This is a genomic window from Providencia sp. PROV073 (assembly GCF_033688125.1).
Classification (GTDB): domain Bacteria; phylum Pseudomonadota; class Gammaproteobacteria; order Enterobacterales; family Enterobacteriaceae; genus Providencia; species Providencia hangzhouensis.
The window spans coordinates 2600088-2623117 of the sequence record NZ_CP096353.1 but is presented as its reverse complement, the minus strand read 5'-3'; the positions used below and the strand labels follow the sequence as shown (position 1 = coordinate 2623117).

Annotated in this window: 24 protein-coding genes; 19 read left to right on the top strand and 5 right to left on the bottom strand. The window is 35.7% G+C overall.

Features of this window, described 5'->3' with window-relative positions:
- Window positions 1-83 precede the first annotated feature (83 nt).
- From pspA to M1F17_RS11850, 7 genes are all read left to right on the top strand, one after another.
- Window positions 84-749 (top strand): phage shock protein PspA, encoded by a 666-nt coding sequence (gene pspA / locus M1F17_RS11880; protein WP_004263893.1) that lies wholly within the window; start codon window positions 84-86, stop codon window positions 747-749.
- Window positions 750-829: 80 nt separating this feature from the next.
- Complete coding sequence (gene pspB / locus M1F17_RS11875) at window positions 830-1060, top strand: envelope stress response membrane protein PspB (protein ID WP_004263897.1); 231 nt, start codon at window positions 830-832, stop codon at window positions 1058-1060.
- The gene (gene pspC, locus M1F17_RS11870) at window positions 1060-1416 is read left to right on the top strand and encodes an envelope stress response membrane protein PspC (protein ID WP_004263899.1); all 357 of its coding nucleotides are present in this window, start codon (window positions 1060-1062) and stop codon (window positions 1414-1416) included. Before pspB ends, pspC begins: the two co-directional genes overlap by 1 nt.
- 344 nt (window positions 1417-1760) lie before the next feature.
- A complete protein-coding gene (locus M1F17_RS11865) occupies window positions 1761-3158 on the top strand; it encodes a YcjX family protein (protein ID WP_094961774.1) in 1398 nt (465 codons plus the stop codon).
- Entirely contained in the window at window positions 3155-4210 is a 1056-nt protein-coding gene (locus M1F17_RS11860; RefSeq protein WP_094961775.1) for a YcjF family protein, read from the top strand. The genes M1F17_RS11865 and M1F17_RS11860 overlap by 4 nt, the downstream gene beginning before the upstream one ends.
- A 239-nt stretch (window positions 4211-4449) precedes the next feature.
- Window positions 4450-6009 carry a transcriptional regulator TyrR gene (gene tyrR, locus M1F17_RS11855; RefSeq protein WP_144141657.1) on the top strand — a complete coding sequence of 520 codons (1560 nt, stop codon included), beginning with the start codon at window positions 4450-4452 and terminating at the stop codon, window positions 6007-6009.
- 325 nt (window positions 6010-6334) lie between these two features.
- Window positions 6335-6709 carry an ATP-binding protein gene (locus M1F17_RS11850; protein WP_144141660.1) on the top strand — a complete coding sequence of 125 codons (375 nt, stop codon included), beginning with the start codon at window positions 6335-6337 and terminating at the stop codon, window positions 6707-6709.
- Window positions 6710-6788: 79 nt separating this feature from the next.
- Here the strand turns inward: M1F17_RS11850 and tpx are convergent, their stop codons facing one another.
- Window positions 6789-7292, bottom strand: coding sequence for a thiol peroxidase (gene tpx / locus M1F17_RS11845; protein ID WP_004263934.1), 504 nt, complete (start codon window positions 7290-7292; stop codon window positions 6789-6791).
- 722 nt (window positions 7293-8014) lie between these two features.
- Between tpx and M1F17_RS11840 the strand changes: the two genes are divergently transcribed.
- A complete protein-coding gene (locus tag M1F17_RS11840; RefSeq protein ID WP_144141663.1) occupies window positions 8015-9637 on the top strand; it encodes a peptide ABC transporter substrate-binding protein in 1623 nt (540 codons plus the stop codon).
- A 346-nt stretch (window positions 9638-9983) separates the two neighbouring features.
- On the top strand, window positions 9984-10967 hold the full coding sequence (zntB, locus tag M1F17_RS11835; RefSeq protein WP_004263941.1) for a zinc transporter ZntB: 984 nt from the start codon (window positions 9984-9986) through the stop codon (window positions 10965-10967).
- Between the two features lie 260 nt (window positions 10968-11227).
- Here the strand turns inward: zntB and ttcA are convergent, their stop codons facing one another.
- Complete coding sequence (gene ttcA, locus M1F17_RS11830) at window positions 11228-12142, bottom strand: tRNA 2-thiocytidine(32) synthetase TtcA (RefSeq protein WP_004263945.1); 915 nt, start codon at window positions 12140-12142, stop codon at window positions 11228-11230.
- 1231 nt (window positions 12143-13373) lie between these two features.
- Between ttcA and M1F17_RS11825 the strand changes: the two genes are divergently transcribed.
- The 3 genes from M1F17_RS11825 (at window position 13374) to M1F17_RS11815 (ending at window position 15877) form a co-directional block, all read left to right on the top strand.
- Complete coding sequence (locus M1F17_RS11825) at window positions 13374-14561, top strand: NupC/NupG family nucleoside CNT transporter (RefSeq protein ID WP_318836993.1); 1188 nt, start codon at window positions 13374-13376, stop codon at window positions 14559-14561.
- A gap of 23 nt (window positions 14562-14584) precedes the next feature.
- Complete coding sequence (locus tag M1F17_RS11820; RefSeq protein WP_144139970.1) at window positions 14585-15508, top strand: nucleoside hydrolase; 924 nt, start codon at window positions 14585-14587, stop codon at window positions 15506-15508.
- A 228-nt stretch (window positions 15509-15736) separates the two neighbouring features.
- Window positions 15737-15877 carry a hypothetical protein gene (locus M1F17_RS11815; protein WP_004263953.1) on the top strand — a complete coding sequence of 47 codons (141 nt, stop codon included), beginning with the start codon at window positions 15737-15739 and terminating at the stop codon, window positions 15875-15877.
- An 85-nt stretch (window positions 15878-15962) separates the two neighbouring features.
- Here the strand turns inward: M1F17_RS11815 and catA are convergent, their stop codons facing one another.
- From catA to M1F17_RS11800, 3 genes are all read right to left on the bottom strand, one after another.
- Window positions 15963-16604, bottom strand: coding sequence for a type A chloramphenicol O-acetyltransferase (catA, locus tag M1F17_RS11810; protein WP_004263956.1), 642 nt, complete (start codon window positions 16602-16604; stop codon window positions 15963-15965).
- A gap of 190 nt (window positions 16605-16794) precedes the next feature.
- Entirely contained in the window at window positions 16795-17037 is a 243-nt protein-coding gene (locus M1F17_RS11805) for a helix-turn-helix domain-containing protein (RefSeq protein ID WP_206278017.1), read from the bottom strand.
- Between the two features lie 324 nt (window positions 17038-17361).
- Window positions 17362-18057, bottom strand: a complete 696-nt coding sequence (locus tag M1F17_RS11800; RefSeq protein ID WP_096863984.1) for an aspartate/glutamate racemase family protein — start codon at window positions 18055-18057, stop codon at window positions 17362-17364.
- A 356-nt stretch (window positions 18058-18413) separates the two neighbouring features.
- On the opposite strand from M1F17_RS11800, the gene M1F17_RS11795 reads away from it, so the two are divergent.
- The 7 genes from M1F17_RS11795 to M1F17_RS11765 all read left to right on the top strand — a co-directional run bounded on the left by M1F17_RS11795 (window position 18414) and on the right by M1F17_RS11765 (window position 22984).
- Window positions 18414-18755: a hypothetical protein gene (locus M1F17_RS11795; protein ID WP_180311987.1), complete on the top strand. Its 342-nt coding sequence runs from the start codon at window positions 18414-18416 to the stop codon at window positions 18753-18755.
- Between the two features lie 255 nt (window positions 18756-19010).
- The gene (sra, locus tag M1F17_RS11790) at window positions 19011-19199 is read left to right on the top strand and encodes a stationary-phase-induced ribosome-associated protein (protein WP_004263968.1); all 189 of its coding nucleotides are present in this window, start codon (window positions 19011-19013) and stop codon (window positions 19197-19199) included.
- A gap of 223 nt (window positions 19200-19422) precedes the next feature.
- Window positions 19423-20202, top strand: a complete 780-nt coding sequence (locus M1F17_RS11785; RefSeq protein WP_004263971.1) for a YaeF family permuted papain-like enzyme — start codon at window positions 19423-19425, stop codon at window positions 20200-20202.
- Between the two features lie 330 nt (window positions 20203-20532).
- Window positions 20533-21462, top strand: a complete 930-nt coding sequence (locus tag M1F17_RS11780) for a Gfo/Idh/MocA family protein (RefSeq protein ID WP_110591631.1) — start codon at window positions 20533-20535, stop codon at window positions 21460-21462.
- An 80-nt stretch (window positions 21463-21542) separates the two neighbouring features.
- Window positions 21543-21980 carry a hypothetical protein gene (locus tag M1F17_RS11775; RefSeq protein WP_004263976.1) on the top strand — a complete coding sequence of 146 codons (438 nt, stop codon included), beginning with the start codon at window positions 21543-21545 and terminating at the stop codon, window positions 21978-21980.
- Between the two features lie 114 nt (window positions 21981-22094).
- Complete coding sequence (locus tag M1F17_RS11770; RefSeq protein WP_004263978.1) at window positions 22095-22523, top strand: universal stress protein; 429 nt, start codon at window positions 22095-22097, stop codon at window positions 22521-22523.
- Between the two features lie 125 nt (window positions 22524-22648).
- Entirely contained in the window at window positions 22649-22984 is a 336-nt protein-coding gene (locus M1F17_RS11765; RefSeq protein ID WP_004263981.1) for a hypothetical protein, read from the top strand.
- Window positions 22985-23030 lie beyond the last annotated feature (46 nt).

The window sequence follows — 23030 nt, the reverse complement described above, 5'->3', positions numbered from 1 at the left end:
TTACGGAGCGTCAGGTATGGGTTGGAAGCCAAATCAGGTCGAGGCGCTACAGAATGATTAAATCCATCAAGGGGATATAAACAATGGGTATTTTTTCACGTTTTGCCGATATCATTAATGCAAACATCGCTTCTTTGTTAGACAAAGCAGAAGATCCGCAAAAAATGATCCGTCTGATGATTCAAGAAATGGAAGATATGTTAGTTGAAATCCGGTCAACATCAGCACGTACTTTAGCAGAAAAGAAAGGTTTAGAACGTCGCATTGAGATGGGCGAAAAACAAGTTGCTGATTGGCAAGAAAAAGCAGAATTAGCGCTGGTGAAAGATAAAGAAGATTTAGCGCGTGCGGCACTGATTGAAAAGCAAAAAGTGAGTGCAATGGTCGATACCTTAAAACACGAGCTGATTATTGTTGATGAAACCTTGACTCGTTTGAAAGGTGAAATCACTGAATTAGAAAACAAACTGCAAGAAACTCGTGCGAAACAGCAATCAATGGTTGTTCGTATGGAAGCCGCACAATCTAGTCGTAATGTACGTCGCCAGCTGGATAGCGGCAAACTGGATGAAGCAATGGCGCGTTTTGAACAGTTTGAGCGCCGTATAGACCATATGGAAGGTGAAGCCCAAAGTTATGGTATTGGGAAACAAAAATCACTGGATCAACAGTTTGCAGAGTTAAAAGCAGACGACGAAATAAGTGCGCAATTAGCGGCACTTAAAGCTAAAATCAATAAAGATCAGTAACAGTTATTTTGATGCACTGGTACGTTAGTAATATCGTATCAGTGCCATAGATAGGTTAACCATATGTATAAGGATATGTGATGGGCTACGTTTTTCTGTCTCTCGTATTAATCATTTTTCTCATTTTTATTCTGCCTATTTGGCTGTGGTTACATTACAGCAAAAAAAACAGTGGGCAGGGGAGTCAGCTAACTGAAAATGAAGTACAACGTTTGATGCAATTAGCAGAACAAGCATCACAGATGCAGCAACGCATTAAAACACTTGAAGATATTTTGGATGCAGAACACCCAAATTGGAGGCAAAAATAATGACTCAATTTCGCAACCGCAAACTTTATCGTTTAACGGATAGACGTGTGTTCGGTGGTGTGTGTTCGGGTATTGCTGAGTATTTAGAACTTCCAGTTGCTTTGGTTAGAGCATTAGCCGTATTGGCTCTATTTGTCAGTTTTGGTATTACTTTGATTTTGTATATCGTGATGTGCTTTGTCGTAGAAACGGCACCAAGTGGCTACCGTTCACAGCAAGATATTGGCCCAGAAGTCAGTAGTCTTATTAACCAAATCGATACACAATTAAAATCAGGTGAAATGAAGCTACGCCAGATTGAAAGATACGTTACGTCAGATACTTATACAGTGAACAGTAAATTTCGAAATCTATAATAAATCGCATCACCATCACATGATAAGGGATTAGGTTTCAAAACCAAATCCCTTTTGTTTTTGATAAAAAAGTGAGTGAAATATGGCAAACAACGTTCGTTATCGAATTAAAAAATTTGCAAAGAAACTTTTGCTACGAAAAGGTATTCGATTCGCCGCAGTGTTGCTTATGACGTATGGCCCAGCAGGGTTCATAGGTAAACTTATTAAGTTATTGACAAGTAAATGGTTGCTTAATGTACTAATTAAACGGTTAACCTAATACAATTTGTTTTATGCTAAATTATAGAACGCAATATGACGTAAAATGAGTTTAAATTGAAAGGATAAGTCTTGGGAGGAGCATGAAACGACTGCACAGTGAATTAACTGATTTGATGAATAGAAGTGTTGATCGTCATGTTAGGCTCGCAGTAACAGGGCTTAGCCGTAGTGGAAAAACCGCATTTATTACTTCACTGGTGAACCAATTATTGAATGTGAATGCGGGCGCACGGCTCCCTTTATTTTCTGCCGCGCGTGATAAGCGGTTGTTAGGGGTGAAACGGATACCTCACCGTGATTTGTCAGTACCACGCTTTGCGTATGATGAAGGTATTGCATCCCTTTATGGGGAACCACCGCAATGGCCAACACCAACACGGGGTGTCAGTGAAATACGCCTTAAATTGCATTACCGTTCAGAAGACTCTTTTTTGCGCCATTTTGTCGATAACTCATCATTATATTTAGAGATTGTCGATTATCCCGGCGAATGGCTGTTGGATTTACCCATGCTAGATTTAAATTATCTAGCATGGTCTGAACAAATGAACACTTTAATAAAGGGAGAGCGTGCACATTTAGCCCAACCATGGCTGACATTGTGTGAAAAATGTGACCCTTTAGCGCCTGTTGACGAAAATTTGCTGGCTGAAGTTGCTGCTGCCTACACCCAGTATTTAGTTGAATGCAAGGCCCAAGGGCAACATTTTATTCAACCAGGTCGTTTCGTTTTACCGGCTGAATTAACAGGAGCACCCGCACTCCAATTTTTCCCATGGCCAAATGTAGCCAAATATGGTGATAAAAAGCTCGCACAGGCAGGAAAAAACACCAATATTGGCGCATTACAGCAACGCTATCAATATTATTGTGAGCATGTTGTTAAGGGTTTTTATCGTGATTATTTCCAACGTTTTGACCGACAAATTGTTTTAGTTGATTGTTTGCAACCGTTAAATAGCGGTGTTGATGCATTTAATGATATGAGAATGGCGTTAACCCAATTAATGCGTAGTTTTCATTATGGTAAACGCACATTATTGAGGCGTTTATTTTCACCTTGTATTGATAAATTACTCTTTGCGGCGAGCAAGTCAGACCATGTAACACCAGACCAGCATGCAAATTTAGTGGCTTTGTTGCAACAATTAGTGCAAGAGGCATGGCAGCATGCTGCATTTGAAGGGATCAGCATGGATTGTGTTGGTTTAGCATCAATACAAGCAACCGAAAGTGGCCTTGTGGATTATAAAGGTGAAAAATTACCTGCGTTAAAAGGGAATCGGTTAAGTGATGGACAACCGCTAATGTTTTATCCTGGTGAAGTCCCAAAACGGTTGCCAAATGAGCAATTCTGGCAAACTCAAGGTTTTCAATTTGAAGATTTCAGACCAAGGCCAACGCCAATGGATCAACCATTGCCACATATTCGTATGGACAGTGCGCTTGAATTTTTGTTGGGAGATAAACTGAAATGAATGAACCTTTAAAACAGCGTTTAGATTTCGCTGAAAGTAGTGAAAATGATACGAAAGAATCGCTAAAAAAAGCCCAAGTTTTTGATGAACGAGAACTCGAAAAATTCACTCCAGTTTCTTTGGAAGCAGAACAAGATAGCCAAGAGGGTGAGGTTGAAAGCCTGATTAACGAAGCGTTAAAACCAAAACGGAGTTTTTGGAGAAAGTTAGTTGGCGCTGCAGCAGGAATTTTTGGGGTCAGTGTCGTTGCTCAACTGGGCGTTTGGATCCATCAATCATGGGTAACACAAGATTGGACTGCGTTAGGTGTTGCTGCTGCGGGTGGTTTAATCGTTGTGGCGGGTGTAGGGTCAGTCGTTGGTGAATGGCGGCGGTTGTATCGCTTAAGAGAACGAGCAGAGGAACGAGACTTTGCTCGCGAATTATTGCACAGTCATGGAATGGGGCAAGGAAAGGTTTTTTGTGAAAAATTGGCAAAACAATCTGCGTTATCAATGCAACATCCTGCGATTGTTAATTGGCAAGCCACTCTCCATGATTCTCATAATGATAGAGAAGTTGTTGAATTATATAGTCGAATGGTTCAGCCCATTCTTGATGAACAAGCTCGTAAAGAAATTAGTCGTTGTTCCGCTGAATCGGCCATTATGATTGCAGTGAGCCCGTTAGCACTGGTGGATATGGCATTTATTGCTTGGCGAAATATTCGTCTAATTAATCGGATCGCGGCAATCTATGGTATTGAACTCGGTTATTACAGCCGAATTCGGCTATTTCGTATGGTGCTCATTAATATTGCCTTTGCAGGTGCATCTGAATTAATTCGTGAAGTGGGGATGGATTGGTTATCTCAAGATATTACCGCACGGTTATCAACACGTGCAGCACAAGGTATTGGTGCGGGTTTGTTAACTGCACGTTTAGGTATTAAGGCGATGGAATTATGCCGACCACTGCCTTGGATTGAAAACAAGCCTCGTTTAGCCGATTTTCGTCATCAGCTAATTGGCCAATTAAAGAATGTTATTCCCAGTAAAAAAGATAAAGCGTAAAGAAATATCGCTGGCAGAGTGAGTTGACAGTTTTCACTCACTCAGCAGCATCATTTGTTGATTAATATGCTTATTGTTATTTCAAGCCTTAAAAAATTAAGGAAAGCAGTGATTTTATTTGTTAATACCTATGAAGCTTACAAGCTGTCAACAATTTGTGACACAAACACTGTATTCCCTTAATGTTTAAGGCTAAAATACCTTTATTCTCTCGGCTTTTTTGATGAAGGTTCCTATCCATGCGCCTCGAAGTGACCTGCCAAGACCGTATCGGTTTAACGCGTGAATTACTTGATCTTTTAGTCCTACAAAATATTGATTTAAAAGGTATTGAAATATCTCCTCAACGTAGGATTTACCTAAATTTTACACCTGTGGATTTTCAGGTATTCAGCACATTGATGGCAGAAATACGGCGTATCAATGGTGTTATTGATGTTCGCCGAATTTATTTTATGCCTTCAGAAAGAGAGCATAAAGCTGTTTGGGCGCTATTAAACTCATTTCCAGAACCTGTTTTGTCCATTGATAATAAGCTAAATATTGAGTTGGTTAACCCAATGACATTGCAATTATTTGGTTATGATGAGGCAAAAATTCGAGAAAAAACCTTTTCTCAGTTAGTCGGTAGCCAAGGGCTGGTACGTTGGTTTGAACGAGAGTCACCAGAAGCTTATACAGAGAAAGTCGTCATTAAAGGCCAAGACTATTTGATGCAAGTGACTCCTATTATTTTGGCAGATGAAAATGGTAAACTCCATTGCACTGGAGCTGTGTTGCTGTTGAAATCGGCTGAAATTTTAGATAAGCAACGTAAACAAGTTATTGAGGTAGATGGCAGTGGTTTTGAACAAATTATTGCTGTTAGCCCTGTCATGGCAAATGTGGTTGAACGGGCTAAACGTGTTGCGATGCTGGATGAGCCATTATTACTCGTTGGTGAAACAGGGACTGGGAAGGATATCTTAGCGAAAGCTTGTCATTTGCATAGTGCGCGAGGAAAAGAACCGTTTTTAGGTTTAAATTGTGCTTCGATGCCGGATGATGTCGTAGAAAGTGAATTATTTGGTTATGCAGCAGGGGCGTATCCAAATGCAGTTGAAGGTAAAAAAGGTTTTTTTGAACAAGCAAATGGCGGAACAGTATTGCTTGATGAAATTGCTGAAATGTCACCTCAAATGCAAATTAAGTTATTACGTTTTTTAAATGATGGAACATTTAGGCGTGTTGGCGAGGAACGAGAAGTTAAGGTTAATGTCCGTGTAATTTGTGCAACACAGAAAAATCTACCTGAATTGGTGGCAGAAAAAAAATTCAGAGAGGACCTTTATTATCGTTTAAATGTACTCACATTAACCATCCCTCCATTACGTGAACGTAAAGAAGATATTCTACCGCTAACCAAGACATTTGTAGCCAGTTTTTCCAAAGAGCTTCATATTGCAGAGCCTAAATTGGCGCCTTCGCTAATCGAATTTTTAAGCAGTTATTATTGGCCGGGTAATGTAAGGCAACTGAGAAATGCCCTTTATCAAGGGTTAACTCAACTTAATGGCAATATATTGGAAGCAGAGAATATCCAATTACCTGATGTAGTAAATCCTCCCGCACTGGCTTTAGATTCGCTCAATGGTTCGCTAGATGAAATTACTAAACGCTATGAAGCGTCAGTATTAGCGCGCTTGTATCGTGATTACCCGAGCACCCGTAAATTAGCTAAACGCTTGGATATTTCTCATACGGCAATTGCCAATAAATTAAGAGAATATGGTCTCAATACGAAAAAAGAGCAAAACTAATTTAAATGAACAAAAGAATAACCTATGTGTTAACAGCAATAGGTTTGTTTTTGAGTGGTTCTGGCATTGCAACGGCAATACCGACCCACGGTTTGAATAAGTATTGCCGAGATGCTGTAGTACGAACAGTCGGTAAAATCTATGAGAATAGGGCACTAATTCAATGTTATTTTAAAGACGTACCTTTTTTAGCTCGTGTTTAGTATGGCAAAACCTTACTAATACTATTGCTAATTGGTGAATTTTCCTGCTATATAACAAAGACAGCTACTGTTTTAGGGTATCGTAATCTCATCTGATGGGTTTCAGCCTACAAGGAGTTGCCATGGACCAATTCACTATTAATTTCATTGTAAATCGTAAGCTACGCGAATACATGAGCCAGAGTCATTATAAAAATGATATGTTTGAGTCTGCTGCCTCAGCTGCCGAACTTTATCTGATGAATAAAGCCGCAGTAAAATATTTAACGAAGAAAAATCGTTTCACGTGGGAGGCATTGGTGAAAAATGGTTATAAGCCTCGAGACCTTATTATTGATATTTTGACATCTTGTTGCCCTGTCACTCAGGATCAAGCCTTAAAAGTATTGAGTACGCTTTCTCATACTTTGATCTCTATAATGAGTGGCAATAAGCTATTTGCGAATGTTGTTAATGCGAAGAACCACCAGCCATTGTACTGGGCTCACGTAGATTAGTGTGGTTTTTATATTAAGTAATGAAGCGGGAAATTCCCGCTTCATTATTAATTACAGTGAGTTAAATGATATAAAAAGCTTATTTAAGGCTGTTTAATGCACTGTCGTAATCAGGTTCTTCAGTAGTTTCAGAAACTAATTGGCTATAAATAACGTTATTATTTTCATCTAAGACAACAACGGAACGTGCATTTAAGCCTTTTAATGGACCACTAGCGATAGCAACACCATAGTCATTAGCAAATGAATCACTACGGAAAGAAGATAGCATAACGACATTATCTAAACCTTCTGCACCACAAAAACGTGCTTGTGCGAAAGGCAGGTCAGCAGAAATGCATAACACAACCGTGTTGTCCAACTCGTTTGCGAGCTTATTAAATTTGCGAACTGATGCCGCGCATACGCCAGTGTCTACACTTGGAAAAATATTTAAAACTTTTCTTTTACCTTCATAAGTTTCCAGCGTTGCTTCGCTGAGATCTTTGGTGACAAGGGTAAGGGGCTTAGCTTTTGAACCTGCTTGTAAAAAAACACCATTAACTGTGATGTCATTACCTTTTAATTTAACTGTTTGCGACATGAATTTTTCTCCCGTTCATAAAGTGATTCACTGTTAACTTAATCTAACTTCTAATAAAAAATCTTTGCGATTAAAGGTTTTTTAATGAGTAGTTATACAGTGCTGAGTTTTACATTCTACTAATGACCAAATTTTATACAGAAACCTTATCACTTACTTTGAGTTCTACATGGGGCAAAGTAAGGTAATATTACATACTTTTTATTAGGGTATGGTGCATTATCATTATATAACAGCTAAGCTTTTTCAATGCTTGCGTTTTCTGTTATGCACCTTTTTAAATTGCCTTATGGAGTGTAACAAAAGGAAATCTGTCTGTATTGATTTCTTTAGTCATTATTTACTGATCAGAAAAATGACAAGGATATGGGCATAGCTATTATTGTATAATGCGAGTATTAGTTTATGTATATTTAGATAGGTAAATCAATTGGTTACAAGAGAAATGTAGATTTCTGAAATATGAAAGCATATGATAAATTAAGATAAACTACAGAATAACTCAAGTGTATCGCTGTTTGATATTATCTAAACTGAGTGAGTTTTTGCTCTATAATCTATTATTTTTTATGGATATACGGAAATATGTTTCAATAATTAATTTACCTAAATGAAACTTAAGACGTAAATGCAGTAATATTGCTAACAATAGCACCTTCACTTGAAATCATTTAACTAGGCTTTTAGTTAACTTTATTTATACTAACAAGATAGAAAATAAAATGCATAAACATTCATTCACATCTTTAGCTGTTTTGATTTCTTCAGTTATTTTTACTACACAAGCTATTAGTGCGGTGATACCCACTGGCACAGTTTTAGCTGAAAACCAAGAAGTTACGCGTCATTTAAAAGACGAGCCGGCTTCTTTGGACCCGGTAAAGTCAGTGGGGTTAACGGAAGCGCAAGTCATGCGTGACTTATTTGAAGGGCTTGTTAACCAGGATGACCATGGAAAACCTATCCCAGGTGTAGCCCAAAATTGGAATACAACAGATAACCGGATTTGGACATTTACACTGAGGACTGATGCTCGTTGGTCGAATGGTGACCCTGTCACGGCTCAAGATTTTGTTTATAGCTGGCAACGACTGGTTTCACCGGTAACATCATCACCATTTGCTTGGTTTGCAGCATTAGCAGGTATTAACAATGCGCAAGCTATTATTGATGGAAAACTGCCTGTTGAACAGCTAGGTGTTGAAGCGGTTGATGCGCATACATTAAAGATTACTTTAAATAAACCAGTACCTTATTTCCCTTCATTAGCAGCTAATTTTAGTTTATTTCCTGTTCACCAAGGAACCGTTGAAAAGTTTGGTAATGACTGGATAAAAGTAGGTAATTTAGTCGGAAATGGCGCTTTTGTTTTATCTGACAGAGTGGTTAATGAAAAAATTGTTTTAGTTCCAAACAAAAATTATTGGGATCATCAAAATACAGTGATAACTAAAGTCACTTTTGTCCCGATTAACCAAGAGTCTCATGCAACTAATCGTTATTTAGCGGGAGACTTGGATATTACCGAATCATTTCCAAAACAACGCTATCAAAAATTATTGAAAGATATTCCTAATGAAGTCTTTACACCAGACCAATTAGGGACCTATTACTATGCATTTAATACCCAACGCGCACCGACGGATGACGTTCGTGTTAGAAAAGCCTTATCCATGGCGATTGACCGCCAGTTAATTGCTAATAAAGTATTAGGTACAGGGGAAAAACCTGCAAATTATTTTACTCCCGATGTCACCGATGGCTTTAAACCTGAAAAAGGGCTTTACAATAGCTACTCACAAAAAGAATTAGACCAGCAAGCAAAAGTGTTATTACAGCAAGCAGGTTTTGGTCCAAATCACCCGTTAGAATTAACATTGTTGTACAACAGTTCAGAAAATCATCAGAAAATTGCGATTGCAATTGCTTCTATGTGGAAGAAAAAATTAGGCGCTGAAGTCAAATTAGTAAATCAAGAATGGAAAACTTATATAGATAGCCGCAATACAGGAAATTTTGATGTTATACGTGCATCATGGATAGGTGATTTTAATGAGCCTTCAACATTCTTGTCTCTGCTTACATCTCAACATACTGGCAATATACCAAAATTTAATAACCCTGCATATGATAGCGTTATTGAGTCGGTGAGTATTGAAACGAATGCACAATTACGCAACCGTTATTATAATAATGCGGAAGCAATCATTGCAAAAGAAGCTCCAATCGCGCCTATTTACCAATATACCAATGCACGCTTAATTAAGCCTTGGCTGAAGGGGTACCCGATAAACAACCCCGAAGATGTCGCTTATAGCCACAGTTTTTATATCATTAAACATTAAAATAGGATACAGCCTGTGCAAGGTACGGGCTGCTTTTTCTAAAGGAAAGAAAAAAAGCTCCTTCCTCTGGAGAATGGGAAGGAGGACCAAAAAAGGAATAAACACTACCTTTTCATAATAAAAAAATCATCATGAACTTTATTGCTCGTTTGTGTCAATTATGTAGTGTTATTTAGCAAAAATGGCGATATTTTGTGATTTATGGGAAATTGTCTGTTTTTATGAGATATTAATCTCAATCTTTTTTTTGTTATTTTATGTATCGTGAGAACGATTCTTGAAATAATGACAAATATGTCACTATTCGACTAAAAATACCGTATTGATTATAAAAGGGAGATATTGCATGGGACTGATTTATGGTTCTTTATTCCAAAATTCAAATCCTGTACATGCATTTCAGTTAAATGGAGACGGTGGGTTACTTCCTATCGACGTGAATGCTAGCGCAAACCAGCAATCACCGTTTTGGCTTCATTATGATTATAAGGACCCACAAAGTTTTAATTGGATTCAGCAATCAGATCTCTTTAATGACCAAGTTAAGTCTGCTTTATCTGGGCATTCAGGACGTTGGCGATTGATTCGTGTTGGCGATGGTATTTTATTAACATTGCAAACATTAAATACCAATGCTGGCCAGCGGCCTGAGCAATTAGTTGCGTTTAGGGTATTTATTAATAATCGGATAATTATTTCTAGTCGTCATCGAAAAGTAAATTCCTTAGATTCTATTATTGATGATTTAAAGCAGGGAGTCGGGGCCCAAAGTACAGGTGACTGGTTAGTTGAGGTTGCTGATTCTATTACAGATGAAATAAGTGATTTTACGGATTCTTTGCATGAGCGTTTAATTGATATGGAAGATTTCATATTAAATAGCCAAATTCCTGAGAGAGGGGAATTAGCATTACTTCGTAAACAAATTATTGTGATACGCCGTTATATGGCTCCACAGCGAGATATGTTTTCCCGTTTAACAACAGAAAAATTGCTTTGGTTAGATGAAACCAATCGTCGTCGAATTCAAGAGATTTCTGACCGATTAGGACGTTGTATTGAAGATCTCGATGGTTTTATTGCACGTACAGCGATTATTTCTGACGAGATAACGAATATGATGACTGAGATGATGAATCGGCGCATTTATACAATGTCATTAATGGCCATGATATTCCTACCAACAACTTTTTTAACGGGGCTGTTTGGTGTGAATTTAGGCGGGATCCCTGGTAATGAGTTCCGTTTTGCCTTTAGTGTATTTTGTGTTTTATTAGCCGTTTTAATTGGAACCGTTTTGTGGTGGTTAAGAAAAAGCCGATGGCTCTAATATTGATGACTTATTTGCGATAACCGGACCTAGTTTGAGATAAATCAATAAAACTACTGAGGTTTTAGTGCAGTATTAGTCCTGCAGGTGAATGCAACGTTGAGCGATGAACGTTGTGCTCCATAATTGTAGTTTTTCTCATATTGAGTTCTTATACAGAATAATTGACCACTGTAATGCCGATGTATTTTACATCGGCTTTTTTTTGCATCTAATCCGAGCAAAAATAACCTCCATACGAGGAGGTTATCAATAAATGTTTATTTAACTTCAATAATATCAAGGCGTTCTGCTGTAAAGTCGGGCTTATCATCTTCATCTATAAAAGGTTGAAGCGGTAGCTCCTCTTTGTCAAACGCAAGATCTCCGCCATTGATAACTTCATCTCCATGAGAAATATTTTTGAAGTCAAATAATTCGGTATCACATAAATGAGACGGTACAATATTTTGAGTAGCACGGAACATTGTTTCGATACGGCCGGGATAGCGCTTATCCCAATCACGTAGCATCTCTTTAATAACTTGACGTTGCAGGTTTGGTTGAGAACCACATAGGTTACATGGAATAATTGGAAAATCTTTAGCCTGCGCAAAGCGTTCTATATCTTTTTCTCGACAGTAAGCGAGCGGGCGAATGACAATGTGTTTTCCGTCATCACTCATCAATTTAGGGGGCATACCTTTTAACTTTCCACCGTAAAACATATTCAAGAACATAGTCTGTAAAATATCATCACGGTGGTGACCAAGAGCAATTTTAGTTGCTCCTAATTCAGTAGCCGTACGATACAAAATTCCACGACGTAAACGCGAGCACAGTGAACAGGTTGTTTTCCCTTCAGGAATTTTTTCTTTTACGATCCCATAGGTATTTTCTTCAACAATTTTGTACTCTACACCAAGTTTATCAAGGTATGCAGGTAAGATATGCTCAGGGAACCCGGGTTGCTTTTGATCTAAATTAACCGCAATTAATGAGAACTGGATTGGGGCACTTTTTTGCAAGCTTTGCAGGATGGAAAGTAGTGTGTAACTATCTTTACCTCCAGATAAGCAAACCATTATCCGGTCACCGTCTTCAATCATATTAAAGTCAGCGATTGCTTGGCCAACATCGCGGCGAATTCTTTTTTGCAACTTATTTAAGTTGTACTGTTCTTTATTGGTCGTCATTCTATAGGTTCTGCTACTGGGGTTTATGTTGCTGATGGATAATTGTACATTTGGTTTTTAAATTATTATTGTTTTATGCTTAAAGCCTAATCAGCGAGAGTTATAAAAAGAGGCTCATGATAGCAGAACATGAGGGAAGAGTGATACCAGTTCGATAAAATAGGTGAAAATTGGTGTCCATCCTACTTTAATAGAGACACACAAACTTAGAGTTTTCTAACTGTTGACGATATGCCTCCGGTGGAAGCTGATTTAAACTTTCAAGTGCTCTGATGATATTTTAGCCTGCAATGATGTATCAACCAAAATGCGCTAAGCATTCGTGTGTTTCTTCATTAATAATATTGAGTGTTTTAACGTATTTACTGCAATATAAATTTTCGTGCATGAAACCTAATGCCCCTTGAGTATTTGAGCTTTTTCATGATGACATCTGCAAATTTTAGGTCAGAAAATCTAATTATAGCTGCCTTATTCAGATGTGAGTTAACAATACTATTGTTTTTATGCCTAGATACAGAACCAATAAATTTTTCAATTATTACTTTCCATTTTTTGGGGACTAAAGTATCTATTTTTGAGCTAAAATAATATAGCTGTATTGAGTTTTTCTTATTCTTATTTAGTATAAGCAAGGTAAATAAGTAATAAATATTTATCCCACTAGCTATTTTATATTTTTAGTAGTCACTAGAAATTTTAGTAACTTAATAAATTGTTAATCACGGTAAGAATTATATGGGCATTATAAAGCCTATGTTTATAATATTTAGATAGAACATATTCTTCTATTTAAACTTAGCAAGTTTTCCAGTGCAGTGGTAAAGAGAGCGAGATAGAGTGAATGTATAATTGCAGAATCATTAGAATTTAACGCTTAATAACAATAAGATATTGAAAAAAATTATAAGGTAACTAACGCTCTGAGTTATTTGTGAAAAGAAAAAGCTTTATTTTAAGTATGGCTTACAAGTGCGACATGATTCACATTTTAAGAATTATGTGTTTAAAAATACAAACTAGGAGAGTTTATTTGAATTATTATGTTCCTGAGTGTTTGGCGCTTGAACTATAAATATAATTATAAATTGAATGTAAATGCTTAAAATCGTACCTTTAAGCAAGGTCATATATATTGATATTAAAAATTATTTTTTTGCTTTTAATTAGTGGGTTAAGGAGACATTAAATCAACTAATCATAATTAAAATCTATTAACATGGTGATATTTATGAAATACCTTATATTCTTTTTTAGTCTAATATTTGTTTTTCTTATAGCATATTTGCTTAGTTTTAGTAAAAAAAATATAAAACATAAACTTCCATCTATACTAACATTGTTAACATTGGAGATTATTGTCGCGTCTACCATGCTAAATACTACCATTGGGCTTACTACTCTTGACGGTATAGCATCAGGTATTCATTATATAATTAATTATGCTAATAAGGGGATTGATTTTGTTTTTGGAGATATAAGCAGTAAAACTTCTATGGTTTTTGTTGTTGTAGCTCTTTTACCTTTGATTTTTATTTGCTCTATAATTGGAATATTTAAATATATCGGTGCGCTAGATTTAATTATTAATACTATAGGCTTTCTAATTAACAAAATATCTAAAGTTGGAAAATTAGAGTCTTTTGCCGCTATTAGCGCTGTGATAGTCGGAATGATGCCTGCTTATGTATCAATTAAAGATTACATTCCAAGGCTATCTAAAGCACAGATGTATACTATTGCTGCATGTACTGTCTCAACAGTAGATATTGCATTACTAGGCGCATATACACAAATGGTTGAGCCACGCTATGTTTTTATTGGTGTTAGTCTCAATTTTTTTAGTACTTTTATTATTGTTTCTATTATTAATCCAAGTGAACCCACAAATATCACAACTTGTCCTTTGGGGGCAAATAAAGGTGAAAGGGGCTCATTTTTTGAGGTGTTGACAGATCACATGCAGGATGCCTTTAAGCTTATTCTTGCAATTGTTCCCATAATTATCGGTTTTGTCGCCTTAATTAGTATGCTGAATGATGTTTTTTTAAATATTTTAGGAATTAGTTTTCAAGGAATTCTTGGTTATATTTTTTCACCTTTAGCTTTCATTTTGGGTAGTTCATGGGATGAAAGTGTTACTTTTGGAACAATTATTGCGACTAAAATTTTATCGAATGAGTTTGTTGCTATGATTGACTATATGAAATTAACAAGCATTACACCACGAACGGATGCAATTATGTCCGTATTTTTAATATCATTTGCAAATTTTGGCTCTATCGGAATGATTATCGGTTGCGTTACAAGTATAAGCCGAGAACATGGAAAAATGATTGCATCAAATAGTTTTAGATTGATTGTTGGCTCAACTTTAGTCAGTTGTTTATCAGCGACTATTGTTGGTATTTTTGTATAACATATAAATCAAGGAGTAATAGAATGAACAAAATAATAATTGATTGTGACCCTGGTGTAGATGATGCTGTGGCTATTTTTTTAGCCTTAGCTTCTCCAGAAATAGAATTAATAGGCATAACCACAGTTGCAGGTAATGTAGAATTAGAAAAGGTTCACAATAATGCACGACAATTACTTGCGTTAGCAAATAGGCAGGATATTCCTCTAGTGAAAGGTTGTGAGCGTCCACTAATGTCCAAAAGTGGGAGTAAAACTCATGTTCATGGTACTGATGGTCTAGCTGGAGTATTGCTTCCCGCATCAGATTATCCAAATTATTCTGGTCACGCCGTAGATTTTATTATTGATACGGTAATGTCAAATCCAGGTGAAATAACATTATGCACAATAGCATCTCTTACTAATATCGCAGTCGCTATCATCAAAGAACCAAAATTAGTTGATAATGTAAAAGACATTGTAGTCATGGGCGGAGCTGCATTTACACAGGGGAATATAACGCCAGCTGCTGAGTTTAATTTTTATGTGGATCCTCATGCTGCTCATATCGTTTTTGATAGTGCACGGCATATTACTATGCTTGGTTTGGATGTAACAAGTAAGGCTGATATAAGGGCTGGTTTGTGTAGTCCTTTGGAAAAAGGTGGCCTTATCGCTCAGACTGTTGCAGAAATGTGCCGAAGATATGCAGAGTTTGACCCATTTCTCCATGATCCTTGCGTTATTGCATACCTCATTCAACCTGAAATTTTTTCAGGTATTGACGGTTCAATTACTATCGAATATGAGTCTAATAAATTATTCGGTCATAGTTTTGCTTACACATCTACCTCCATTAATCATGACCCAAAAGCTAAGTATAATGAAGCTAAATGCAAAATTATTACTGACGTTGATACATCGAAATTAATATCTTTAATTACAGAACGTATTATAAATCTTTGAGGTAAAGAGTACCAACTAGAGCCTCGGTTGATAATTATTTAATATAATGGAGCTTACCATAGGTAATGGCCCCGTTTTTTAAGTTATGATTATTCTATGCTTAAATTTTAATCAGTGAGATTTATCAAAAGATGAAAATCTGTTAGGGGATAGTGTCTTCGCTATAGCCTTTATCTTATTGTATAAGCGCCAATGAGAACTTAATGTATAGAAAAATATGGAGGAAACATGCCTGCAACTGATCCTATTGAATTGATTTTTTCTTTACTCGCCAACACCATTAAAATGGTGATTACTCCAACGGAATATCTTATTCAAAGTGACGCTATTGGGGATGCCATTTACATAAGCTTATTATTTTTGAATTAAAGATGATGAGAGTATCCATTTAACGAGGTTAATTTCCTATAAATGAAGGAAGGCTAGCTTCCTTCATGACTGAGAGTAATCTAGGCTAATGGGTTAATTCGTCACATAGCTTTTGTAAAGTAGTTAAAAACTGACCTACATGGAAGCCATCACAAACTGCATGATGCACTTGTACAGCTAGAGGAAGCCACATTTTATTATTCTCACTATAGTATTTTCCCAAAGTGAAAATCGGGGTAAAAACATTAGTAATATCTGCAATATTTAGATTAAAACTGTCGAATGAAACCCAAGGCAAAGATGACACATAGAAGACATTTTCAACTTGCTGTGGTTGAGGGTGCAAATCGAGATTATCTTTATGCAACGTTAATTGCTGGTGGTAGTTCTCCATAAATGTTGTTATTTCTGAAGAATACTTGCACCATAATGAAGAAAAAGTTTCGGTATCTTTGTGGAAGATAGTAAAACTAGGGTGCACTTCATCCCATAAAATTAGTTCATCATTTTTTTTTGCAAACCTAAATTCTTTATAGGTATTAACTACCCGTGATAATAAATAAATCACTGATGGATAAAATTCATAACCATTTGAATCTATATATCTTTTTAGGTTTGTGATATCTATCTTAGTTGTTAAACTAAACCCACAATTTATGGTTTTTTCGTAAATATTGTAATGTTCTCTACGTAACCATGTCTCTATATTAAATTTAGTATAATTCATAATTTTCCCTTCTAATAAGTTAATGTTACTGATATTAGAAGGGAGGTTTCTCCGCTTTTGATTGGCTCATAGTGATTTCTTATCTCGTGTTGAAGTTATGTTTGTATGTTATCTAGCTTATTTTTGCTTGTCGAGGCCTATACCTTACTCTTTCAATGTAAAGCACAATTTGCACGATAGTGAAATATACTTATGTACATGGTTGTGCGTTGACGTAGGTTTCAAATAATGTTTTAACATCTACATTCAATGTGTTAGATATTACCATAAGATGTTCAATGAATATGGAAAGGCTCCCATCTTCATATTTTATGTATGACTTTTCAGAGATAGATATTAATTCTGCCATTTTTTTTGTCGTAATTTGATGCTCTATACGTTTTTGTTTAATAAATTTGCCCAACACGGCATTACCAACATTATTTTTATTCATAGTGATCCATTGTCAATTCGATAATAAATTTTTTTATTATCTTAGAAGAAAATTAATATTCAATGGGTAATAATCTGTAAATTTAAGATAGATGAACTAAGGTGAATAAGTATAAATGATATTTATAAGATTAGCTCAGGTATAATTAACAACAGGGAAAGATATTATTATACATTATGATCTAAAGATGAAGTTTAATGGGTGCAAAATTCTTTTTAATAGTATTAAATGAAATTTTGCACTAGATAATATGTTAATTTTGATACTATTCTTTAACAATGACTATATTTAACAATAGTTACTAAAGAAAGGATTTAATGTTGGTTAAACAGATAGTGCGACTTCTACTGTTTTTTGAGCATGAATGGCAGTAGTATCAAATATTCCTACGGTCGTATCATTCTGATTAACTAGTAATGTTATCTCGGTACAGCCTAAAATAATACCTTCAGCCCCGTTTTCTACAAGGGATGCCATTATACGCTGATATTCTTTTTTAGATTTGTCATTTATTATCCCTAAACATAGTTCATTATAGATAATATTATGAACTATTTTCCTATCTTGCTGGTTAGGTATTAGTACATCCACGTTAAATTTTTCAATTAATCTTTGCTTATAGAAGGGTTGCTCCATAGTAAAAGCGGTACCTAGGAGTCCAATTTTTTTTATACCTGATTGTATAATGCGTTCACCCGTCGCATCAGCAATATGTAATAAAGGAAGACCTGTTTGAGATTCAATTTGTGGTGCAACTTTATGCATGGTATTTGTGCAAAGAACAAGGAAATCAGCACCTGCAAGCTTTAAACTCTCTCCTGCATCAGCTAAACACTGGCCGGCTAAATCCCATCGCCCGCTAGATTGATATTGTTCTATTTCAGAAAAATCAACGCTATATAAAACAATTTTAGCCGAATGCAGGCCACCTAGTTGTTGTTTGATACCTTCGTTAAGCTGTTGATAGTAAAGTAACGTTGATTCCCAACTCATGCCGCCAATAAGGCCTATTGTTTTCATTTTTTAGTTCCTATTATTGTAATGTTTTCCTTACTATACTGATAGTTTCTAAAAGAACACAATAGTATGAGAAAAATTTTCTAGATGATTAAAAGTAAAAAACAGTTGTAATATTAAACACAACTTAACATTACTTTTTGAAGGGTTTTTATATTTAACATATTTTAAATTAAAAAAGGATAAATATAAGAACATTTACGTTTTAAAGATGGATTTTAATTGATATCTGGTTATCATCGTAAAAAATATTTTTTCTAAAAAGTTGGTCATATATGGCGAGAATAAAAATGAATTTTTTCAAAGTAATCATTGCGATACTCATTTTTGGTGCTGCATTTTTGTTAGGAGCACTATATATGAAACCAACTCAATTAAGTTTAGTTGAGCAAGTGAAAAAGAATGTTTATGACGTTCTAGCGTACCCACAAGCAGCAAAGTTTAGAAATATTGAATATCATTTTTCTCGTTACACTGCAGATAATGGTAAGGTAGGTTATGTTTGTGGGGAGGTTTATCGATATAAAAATGATAAGCCTGACGGATTTAAGCGTTTTATTGTTAAAGCTTATACTAATGATGAAGGTCGCATGGATATTTCAATTCCATTTATTGATGGAGGACATGAAATATTATTGCCTGAACAGGTTAACCAAATTTGGAATGATAAATGCTCAAGTCCTGCCTCACCACTTGAGTAGGGAACGACGTATGCTAATATTTTTAACGCACTATAATTTGATTATTTTATGAAGAGCTGTAACCAGCAAAATGATAACTGATAGAAATTAATAAATAAAACTGGATTATATATTGGTGATTTAGTGCTATACTAAAAGAGTTACATTTTGTTTTGTCATTTTATGAAACAAGAAAGCCTTTGTGGTCAACGATGACTATATTTTTTGATGTTCATTTTTTAATGAATTTTAATTTAGTAGTTTAAGGAGTCGATAATGGTTAGTAATAATAATGCACGTCGTTTATTAGGTATGCCTTATAAATTAAGTCGCTCTAAAAAAAACATACGTGTTTCGCTTGGTTCTAAAGATAATACTACAGTTGCAGTACAAAAGAATAAAGCGACAGAAAAGAAGACATATCATTCAGTAACCGTTTTTTACCCAGAATATGTTATTAGTTAATTGAATGTATGTAACCCTCTAGTGTTTACTAGAGGGTTAAATTTAAGTTGTTAAAACTAATTTTTCATTAGATTACGTTAGCTCATTTCAATATGCACCACTCATATGAGTAATATTCTAACTCTTCTATTATAGAAATAAACAGTAGTCATAAAATAGATTAAGCGATATTATCTTCATTAATTAAAAACTAAAAAGAAAGATGACTATCGGGTGTTATTGAATGAAATTTTATTGTTTCCTGCTATTTTTATTTTGTTTTTCTCTTTCAGGGTGTTCAACTCAATTCAAATCAGATGAAGAAACTAATCGCTTAAATTTTAATATTCAACACGCAAACACGATTCCTATCAAGGATTCTGTTGAGCCGTTGGCGGTTTCTGACATGTTGCCAGGCGATATTCTTTTATCTTCTGCTACAGGGTTAAATTCATGGGGAATTCGGTTATTTAGTATTAGTGGGGTAAGTCACGCATCTATTTACTTGGGGTTGGGGGAAGTAGCTGAGTCTGTTGGAAGTGGCGTTAGGATCATTACATTAGACCAAGCAGTGAGAGACTCTAACAACATGGTAGTGCTGAGGCAAACAGGCTTAACATCATTGCATGCAGAAAAATTACGCGAGTTTTCAGTTCAAAATAATGGAAATAAATATAATTATAAAGGTATTGTGATGATAGCGCCTTGGATGATCACAAAAAGGGTATGTGAGCTTCCATTAATTGGTGAAACGATACGTAATTTTTGCTTAAAAACTTTAGCTAAAGTTCAATTAGGCGATGATATAGACCAAGCTAATGGTTTCTTTTGTTCACAGTTTGTCCTCGATGCTTATAAATATGCAGGTATTCCCTTATTTGAAGGTAACTCATCGTGGATAACACCTGCGGATATATTACATATGCGTACAGGTGATGTGCCAACTTTCATGCCAACCCAGCGTCTAGCGTATGTTGGGCATTTGAAATCATGGAGCTTTAGTAGTGCAATACGCAGAAAATAGTGTGTAATTTTAAACAAAAAAAAGGCCAACATATAAAGTTGGCCTGCTAAACTGGAAGCAATGTGAGCAATGTCGTTTGTGATAAACCTGAGTGATTTACTCAAGTATTCACGAGGTAAAAGATAACCATTCTCATTTAAGAAATCAACCCTTTTTTTTATGTAGTTACTCATTCTCATTCTTCACTTGATTTTGTTTTTTATTTATAAAAAACAAAATGTTGTATATTTATTTCTAATTAAAATTACGTTATTACTCCAAAAAAAATTTTTTAATTGATATTAATGAGATTATTCTTGCTCAGATTAATCATTAATAGGCGTGTTTACGATGCGAAAATTAAAGTTAGGTGTAGTTGGCTTAGGTTCTATTGCACAAAAAGCGTATTTACCGGTTTTAACGAAAGAAGAAAATTGGGAGTTAGTTGGCGCTTTTTCTCCTAATCAATCAAAGGCAAAATTAGTTTGTGATAGTTATCGAATCCCCCTGTTTAGCAATATTGACGCACTAGCACAGCAATGTGATGCTATTTTTGTTCATAGTGCGACGAAAAGCCATTTTGAAGTAATCAAGCGGCTATTAGAGGCAAACGTCCATATCTATGTTGATAAGCCATTGACTGAATTAATTGAACCATCGGAGCAATTAATTGAGTTTGCAGCGCGACGCCAGAAAATGTTAATGGTTGGGTTTAACCGCCGCTTCTCGCCATTTTATTTGGCAGTTAAACAGGATATTAAAAATATCACGTCTATTCGTATGGATAAGCACCGTATGAACAGCGTAGGGCCGAATGACGCTAGATTTACGTTATTAGATGATTATTTGCATGTTGTTGATACTGTAATGTGGATAGCGCAAAAAAATGTAGAATTAATCAGTGGTAGTATTCATAACACAAATGCTGGTGAGCTATTTTATGCAGAGCACCATATGCAAGCTGGCCAAAGTTGCCTAACAACATCGATGCATCGCAAAGCAGGAAGCCAACAAGAGCAACTTATTGTGGTGGCTGAAGACAGTATTCACCAAATAACCAATATGAACCATTGGTGGAACGAAAATGCCATTGGGATTAGCGAGAGAAAACCGGCTAATTGGGATTCGATTTTAGTTCAACGCGGCTTTGATGGTGCAATTCGCCATTTTATTGATTCTGTTTCAAATCAAACTCAACCGTTGGTCAGTGGCGAAGAGGGCTTGAAGGCTCAAAGAATGGTTGAAAAGATGATATCTACAGCGAATACAATCAGTGATTAATTATCTTCTATGTTAAAAGTCATTATCTATTTTATTAAACAGTAAATTTTTAGTATCTCATTACTTTATAGGAACGCGAGATGATACATTTACAAGATAGCTCTGATGTATTGTTTGTTGCAGGATTTGGACCAATAGTTACAGATTATAAAAAAAGTCACTCTTTTTATCTTGAGTTGTTAAAGCTACCTTTAAAACCAATTGAAGAAGGGAGCCAATATTTAACTTGTGAGCAAGAAGGGCTAGAAGGTGTCAAACATTTTGCACTTTGGCCTATAGAGCAAGCCGCTCAATCGTGTTTTGGTCAAGGTGAATGGCCTAAAAACATACCTACCCCGCAAAGCTGGATGGAGTTTGAGGTTTCAGACATTGAAAAAATCACAAAAATTTGCCTTAAGGAAGGTTATGTCTTATTAGTTAATAACCGAATGGAACCTTGGGGGCAAACAGTCACAAGGTTATTAAGTCCTGAAGGTATGTTAGTTGGTTTAACTGTAACGCCATGGCTAAGGGAATAGCTTGTTTTTATTTGTAGTTAGAGATCTCATTTATCTTTGTGGATAAGAGACATTTATTAGTAATTGTTTATAATTTTGTTGTAGAACTTCATTTTAACTATTTTAGGAGGGGTTATGTATAAAACGATTCTGGTCCCTATCGACTTAACAGAAGATGAATTAACCAGTAAAGCAGTCCGTCACGCGGTTAATCTTGCAAAGCAATCCGGTGCTAAAATTCATCTTATTCATGTTTTACCCATTTCTTCAGCAATTATTAATGCGTACGCCTTAGGTTACATGGAAATCAAAGACCGTGCGACGGTGAAAGCGGAAGAAGACATGAAAATGTTAATGGATTCAATTGACTTACCTCATGATGATGTTAGTTATACTATAACGTTTGGTTCCCCGCGAGATGAAGTGATTAATACAGCAAAAGACATTAATGCAGATATTATTGTTATTGGTTCTCGTCGTCCAAATATTACAACTCATCTTTTAGGGTCAACAGCCGCGGGAATAGTGCGCTACGCGGAAACATCAGTACTGGTTGTACGTTAATAATTAGAGAAGAACCTGCTCATCGGGTGGGTTCTTTGTTATTTGATTATTTATATTGCCAATTTAATTAATTTTAGTACTCAAGTTAATTGATCTTACTTATAACAAGGTGAGTTTGAGTCAATATGGAAAAGTTTTCGCAAGAATTACTGCGTGTTGAACACTTTGTTCTGAGAGTTTTGCGTTTTTATTTACTCGCACTTTTGATTTTTTTTCTTGGCTTATTACCCGGTATAGTTGGTTTTTATTTTATTGAAGGTCACTCAGTTGTTGAGTCAATGCTTAATGCGTTGTCTATGTTGAGTGGACAAGCTATTGAGCCGGCTCCTATTACACGAGGAGGTCGTTTCTTTATTGCTATTTATGGTCTATTTTTACAAAGCGTTTTTATTATCAGTATTGGATTAATCGTAACTCCTTTTATTCATCGCGTTTTGCATAAATGGCATTTAGAAGAATAATTTTTGTTGTAATAGTAAGGGGCTTCACAGCTTTTTTTAGTGTAGT

Coding starts and splice junctions, on each gene's coding strand:
- pspA (WP_004263893.1), top strand. CDS start 84: ATGGGTATTTTTTCACGTTTTGCCGATATCATTAATGCAAACATCGCT.
- pspB (WP_004263897.1), top strand. CDS start 830: ATGGGCTACGTTTTTCTGTCTCTCGTATTAATCATTTTTCTCATTTTT.
- pspC (WP_004263899.1), top strand. CDS start 1,060: ATGACTCAATTTCGCAACCGCAAACTTTATCGTTTAACGGATAGACGT.
- M1F17_RS11865 (WP_094961774.1), top strand. CDS start 1,761: ATGAAACGACTGCACAGTGAATTAACTGATTTGATGAATAGAAGTGTT.
- M1F17_RS11860 (WP_094961775.1), top strand. CDS start 3,155: ATGAATGAACCTTTAAAACAGCGTTTAGATTTCGCTGAAAGTAGTGAA.
- tyrR (WP_144141657.1), top strand. CDS start 4,450: ATGCGCCTCGAAGTGACCTGCCAAGACCGTATCGGTTTAACGCGTGAA.
- M1F17_RS11850 (WP_144141660.1), top strand. CDS start 6,335: ATGGACCAATTCACTATTAATTTCATTGTAAATCGTAAGCTACGCGAA.
- tpx (WP_004263934.1), bottom strand. CDS start 7,292: ATGTCGCAAACAGTTAAATTAAAAGGTAATGACATCACAGTTAATGGT.
- M1F17_RS11840 (WP_144141663.1), top strand. CDS start 8,015: ATGCATAAACATTCATTCACATCTTTAGCTGTTTTGATTTCTTCAGTT.
- zntB (WP_004263941.1), top strand. CDS start 9,984: ATGGGACTGATTTATGGTTCTTTATTCCAAAATTCAAATCCTGTACAT.
- ttcA (WP_004263945.1), bottom strand. CDS start 12,142: ATGACGACCAATAAAGAACAGTACAACTTAAATAAGTTGCAAAAAAGA.
- M1F17_RS11825 (WP_318836993.1), top strand. CDS start 13,374: ATGAAATACCTTATATTCTTTTTTAGTCTAATATTTGTTTTTCTTATA.
- M1F17_RS11820 (WP_144139970.1), top strand. CDS start 14,585: ATGAACAAAATAATAATTGATTGTGACCCTGGTGTAGATGATGCTGTG.
- M1F17_RS11815 (WP_004263953.1), top strand. CDS start 15,737: ATGCCTGCAACTGATCCTATTGAATTGATTTTTTCTTTACTCGCCAAC.
- catA (WP_004263956.1), bottom strand. CDS start 16,604: ATGAATTATACTAAATTTAATATAGAGACATGGTTACGTAGAGAACAT.
- M1F17_RS11805 (WP_206278017.1), bottom strand. CDS start 17,037: ATGAATAAAAATAATGTTGGTAATGCCGTGTTGGGCAAATTTATTAAA.
- M1F17_RS11800 (WP_096863984.1), bottom strand. CDS start 18,057: ATGAAAACAATAGGCCTTATTGGCGGCATGAGTTGGGAATCAACGTTA.
- M1F17_RS11795 (WP_180311987.1), top strand. CDS start 18,414: ATGAAACCAACTCAATTAAGTTTAGTTGAGCAAGTGAAAAAGAATGTT.
- sra (WP_004263968.1), top strand. CDS start 19,011: ATGGTTAGTAATAATAATGCACGTCGTTTATTAGGTATGCCTTATAAA.
- M1F17_RS11785 (WP_004263971.1), top strand. CDS start 19,423: ATGAAATTTTATTGTTTCCTGCTATTTTTATTTTGTTTTTCTCTTTCA.
- M1F17_RS11780 (WP_110591631.1), top strand. CDS start 20,533: ATGCGAAAATTAAAGTTAGGTGTAGTTGGCTTAGGTTCTATTGCACAA.
- M1F17_RS11775 (WP_004263976.1), top strand. CDS start 21,543: ATGATACATTTACAAGATAGCTCTGATGTATTGTTTGTTGCAGGATTT.
- M1F17_RS11770 (WP_004263978.1), top strand. CDS start 22,095: ATGTATAAAACGATTCTGGTCCCTATCGACTTAACAGAAGATGAATTA.
- M1F17_RS11765 (WP_004263981.1), top strand. CDS start 22,649: ATGGAAAAGTTTTCGCAAGAATTACTGCGTGTTGAACACTTTGTTCTG.